This is a genomic window from Gordonia polyisoprenivorans NBRC 16320 = JCM 10675 (assembly GCF_000241325.1).
Lineage (GTDB): Bacteria > Actinomycetota > Actinomycetes > Mycobacteriales > Mycobacteriaceae > Gordonia > Gordonia polyisoprenivorans.
Genome location: NZ_BAEI01000054.1, coordinates 55,119 through 59,277, shown reverse-complemented (window position 1 = coordinate 59,277; position 4,159 = coordinate 55,119). Strand labels below are relative to the sequence as shown.

4 protein-coding genes are annotated in these 4,159 nt (G+C 68.2%); 3 read left to right on the top strand and 1 reads right to left on the bottom strand.

The window, feature by feature from the left end; genetic code table 11:
- Window positions 1-9: 9 nt before the first annotated feature.
- A complete protein-coding gene (locus tag GOPIP_RS12905) occupies window positions 10-1,587 on the bottom strand; it encodes a (2,3-dihydroxybenzoyl)adenylate synthase (RefSeq protein ID WP_006370118.1) in 1,578 nt (525 codons plus the stop codon).
- 22 nt (window positions 1,588-1,609) lie between these two features.
- Between GOPIP_RS12905 and GOPIP_RS12900 the strand changes: the two genes are divergently transcribed.
- The 3 genes from GOPIP_RS12900 (at window position 1,610) to GOPIP_RS12890 (ending at window position 4,080) form a co-directional block, all read left to right on the top strand.
- Window positions 1,610-2,296 (top strand): isochorismatase family protein, encoded by a 687-nt coding sequence (locus tag GOPIP_RS12900; RefSeq protein WP_006370117.1) that lies wholly within the window; start codon window positions 1,610-1,612, stop codon window positions 2,294-2,296.
- The gene (locus tag GOPIP_RS12895) at window positions 2,293-3,024 is read left to right on the top strand and encodes a 2,3-dihydro-2,3-dihydroxybenzoate dehydrogenase (protein WP_006370116.1); all 732 of its coding nucleotides are present in this window, start codon (window positions 2,293-2,295) and stop codon (window positions 3,022-3,024) included. The genes GOPIP_RS12900 and GOPIP_RS12895 overlap by 4 nt, the downstream gene beginning before the upstream one ends.
- 84 nt (window positions 3,025-3,108) lie before the next feature.
- The gene (locus GOPIP_RS12890; protein ID WP_006370115.1) at window positions 3,109-4,080 is read left to right on the top strand and encodes an ABC transporter substrate-binding protein; all 972 of its coding nucleotides are present in this window, start codon (window positions 3,109-3,111) and stop codon (window positions 4,078-4,080) included.
- The last annotated feature ends 79 nt before the right edge of the window (window positions 4,081-4,159 follow it).

The following is a 4,159-nucleotide window of genomic DNA, read 5'->3' as shown; positions in this document are numbered from 1 at the left end:
CCCGCACGGTCAGCGGGTGAGCAACTCCCGCAACTTCTTTCGGCTGACCTTACCCACCCCGGTCTCGGGGAACGCCTCGATCACCTCGATGGCGTCGGGGAGCTTCCATTCGGCGAGGCCGGAGTTGCGGACGAAGGCGCGCAGGCCCGCCAGGGTGGGTGGGTCGTCGGTGTCGACGGGCACCACATAGGCACAGGTGCGCTCGCCCAGGTACGTGTCGGACGCGGCGACGACGATGGCGTCGCGGACAGCCGGGTGGGCCAGCAGATGCTCCTCGACCTGTTCGGCCGAGACCTTCTCACCGCCGCGATTGATGCGGTCGGCGGCCCGCCCCCGCACCACGAGGTTGCCCTGCGCGGTCAGTTCGACGACGTCACCGGTGCGATACCACCCGTCGGCGGCAAACGACTCCGGGCTCGCGTCGCGCCAGTAGGAGCGAATCGTGTAGGGGCCCTGGGTTTCCAGGAAACCCGGACCGTCGGTGACCGGCGCCCCGTGCTCGTCGACCAGCCGCAGCTCGTCCAGCGACGACATCGGTCTGCCCTGCGTGGAGGTGATCTGGTCGTCGGGATCGTCGAGCCGCGTGTAGCAGACCAGACCCTCGGCCATCCCGAACACCTGCTGCAGCCGCACCCCCAGAGCGGGGCCGATCCGCCGCGCCAACTCGTCGGGACACCGCGCGCCGCCGACCTGCACGGTCTGCAGACTCGACAGGTCCAGCGAGGTACCGGCCTCGGCAGTCTCGGTCCACAGCCGGGCCAGCGGTGGCACCAGGCCCACCATGGTGACCCGTTCGCGCGCAACGAGTTCCCAGGCGACCGACGGCGTCGGGCTCGGCGAGAGCACCACCGTCGCGCCGGCATACAGCGCACCGAGGATGCCCGGCGAACTCATCGGGAAATTGTGCGCGGCGGGCAACACGACGAGATAGACCGTGTTCTCGTCGACACCGCAGACCTCATTGCTGCGCCGCACGCTGTACAGGTAATCGGCAGCCGTGCGCGGGATCAGCTTCGGCACTCCGGTACTGCCGCCGGAGAGCTGCAGGAAGCCGAGCTGCTCGGGATCGGCGCGAGGATGCTCGAGCGGTTGCGCCCAGAGCTCCTCGAAAGTGTCCGAGTCGATGAGCAGCCGCACCGAGTCGACCGCGTCGGCCACGCGTTGTGCCAGAGCCCGGTAGTCGACGCCGCGACCGCTCGCCGGAGAGATGATCGCCACCGCTGCGGCCGAGCGGGCGATGCCGACCAGTTCGGTCTCGCGGTGGGCGGGCAATCCGAAGACGGGCAGGGCGCGTACGCGGAACAACGCGAACACCGCCTCGACGTAGGCCACCGAGTTCGGGATCTGCACGATCACCCGGTCGTCGACTGCGATACCCAGGCCGACCAGCCCGGCCGCCAGCCGCTCGACGCGTTCGTCCAACTCGGCGTAGGTCAGCGAGCGCTCGTCGTCGACGACGGCGATCTTGTCGGCGAAACGCCGGTCGCGGGCTCGCGTGGTGAGGATGTCGTCGAAGTTCTCGCCCGTCCAGGCACCTGTCGTGCGGTACTTCTCGGCGAGTTCGGGGGGCCAGGGCGTCGCGTGCACAAGGTGAGGCTACCCTAATGCTGTGTCCATTCCCCCGATCGCTCCGTACCAGATACCCGTGGGCCCCTTCCCCGCCCGCGTGGAATGGACGTTGCAGCCAGAACGCGCCGCGCTGCTGATCCACGACATGCAGCGCTACTTCATCGACGCCTACCGGCTCGACCACGAACCGATGGCCACGGCACTACCCAATATGATCGCGATCCGCGAAGCATGTTCGGCGGCAGGCGTTCCGGTGGTCTACACCGCCCAACCCGGCGATCAACATCCCTCGCGACGCGGCATCCTCTCCGACTTCTGGGGCAAGGGACTCTCCTCCGGACGCGACGAGGAGATCATCGAGCAACTCACGCCACGTGACGGTGACATCTGCGTCACCAAGTGGCGATACTCGGGTTTCCAGCGCACCGACCTACGCCAACTGCTCGCCCACCACGGCCGCGACCAGTTGATCATCGTGGGGGTCTACGCCCACATGGGCTGCATGATCAGCGCCACCGACGCGTTCATGAGCGACGTCGCCCCCTTCTTCGTCGTCGACGCGATGGGTGACTTCTCCCGCGACGAGCACCGGATGGCCGCCGAGTACATCGGCAAACGCGCCGGACGGGTCGTCCGCGCCGCACAGGTGTTGCGCGCTGTGCAGGTAGCGGCCACAGAACACGCCTCCGACGGTGTCGGCACGGATCGGTCCGGAGTCACGGCGTGACCGGAGGATCCACCGCCGGGCCGGCCGGGCCGGCCGGTGAGGTCGCCCTGGTGACCGGCGCCGCGGGCGGCATCGGGTCTGCCGTCGTCGACGCCCTGAGGGCCGCCGGTGCCACCGTCATCGGATGGGACCGTCAGCCCGACACCGATATTCGTGCCGTCGACGTGACCGATCGCGACGCCGTGCGCGCCGCCTGGGACGAGCTCGACACCGAACACGGTCCGATCGGTGTGGTGGTCGCCGCCGCCGGCGTGATGAGCGACGACTGGGACACCTGCATGGCCGTCAACGCCGGTGGCGTCCGCAACCTCCTCGACGTGGCCCTGCCCTCGATGACCGCCCGTCGACGAGGCTCGGCGGTGGTCGTCTCCAGCAACGCCGCCACCGTGCCGCGCACCGCGTTACCGGCGTACGCGGCATCCAAGGCTGCCGCGACCTCCTACGCACGGTCACTCGGGCTGGCCGCGGCCCCCTCCGGCGTACGCGTCAACATCGTCTCCCCCGGGTCCACCGACACCCCCATGCTCCGGGGTATGTGGGCCTCCGATGCCGATCGCGACACGGTGCTCGTCGGCGACGCCGCCCGCTTCCGGTTGGGCATACCGCTCGGCCGGATCGCCGACCCGGCCGACATCGCCGAGACCGTCGTCTTCCTCGCCTCGGATGCGGCGCGCCACGTCACGCTGCACGACCTGCGGGTCGACGGAGGTGCGACGTTGGACATGTGACCCCGTCGCCACGGGCAACGCCGCACCGGACGACACCTCGCCCGCCGAAATCCCCACTCCTCCCACACAACTGATTGGATTCTCGTGAAGAACACACGACCGATGCTGCGCGGCCTGGTGGTGGCCGTCGCGGTGGGCCTGATCGCCTTCCTCGGCGCCTGCTCCTCCCCCGACGACAACTCGGCACAGAGCAGTTCGTCGTTCACCCCGGTGACCATCGATCACGAATACGGCTCGACGGAGATCACCGCCAAGCCCACCCGCGTGGTGACACTGCTCAGTGACTGGACCGATACCCTTGCAGCACTGAATATCCCGATCACCGCGGCGTTCGTCCCGAAGGGCACGCCGACGTTCTCGTGGACCCCCGCCAACAACGCACAGATCGTCGAGGTCGCCGACCCGACCCAGGTGACCGTCGCCGAACTGGCCAAGTTCAACCCCGACCTCATCCTGGCCGGCTACCTCGGCAGCGAGGACCAGTACAACAAGCTCAAGGAGATCGCCCCGACGATCCCGGTACTGACCAAAGGCGCCACCGCCGACACCTGGGAGCAACTGACCACGACGGCCGGTAAGATGTTCGGCGTCGGCGATCAGGCACAGAAACTGATCGATGCCACCAATGGTGAGATCTCGACGTTCAAGTCGAACAACGCCAAGGCGCAGGGCAAGACCTTCACCTTCGCGCAGGTGGGCCCGACCGGTCAGGTCGGGGCGATCAACTCCACCAAGGATGCCGCTGCGGGCCTGATCGCCCAACTGGGCTTCACCCTGAACCCGCAGGTGGCCGCACTGCACAACGGTCAGTCCACCCGTGCGCTGATCTCGCCGGAGCGGATCGACCTGCTGAACTCGGATCTGCTGGTCGTCTATGTTCCCGGCGGCAACAACGCCGTGGTGAACCAGGTACCCGGCTGGAGCAACCTCACTGCCGTCAAGAACGGTACGGTCGTCTACCTCGACGACAAGACCCAACCCGCGTTCAGCGTGCCCAGTGCGCCGTCGGTCGGGTTCGTCATCGACACCCTGAATCCGGTGGCCGCCAAGCTCTGACCCGCGTGCGACCGACCCGCTGAAGAACACCGGCGCCGCACCTCGAAGGTGCGGCGCCGGTGTGCGTTCGGGTTGTCGG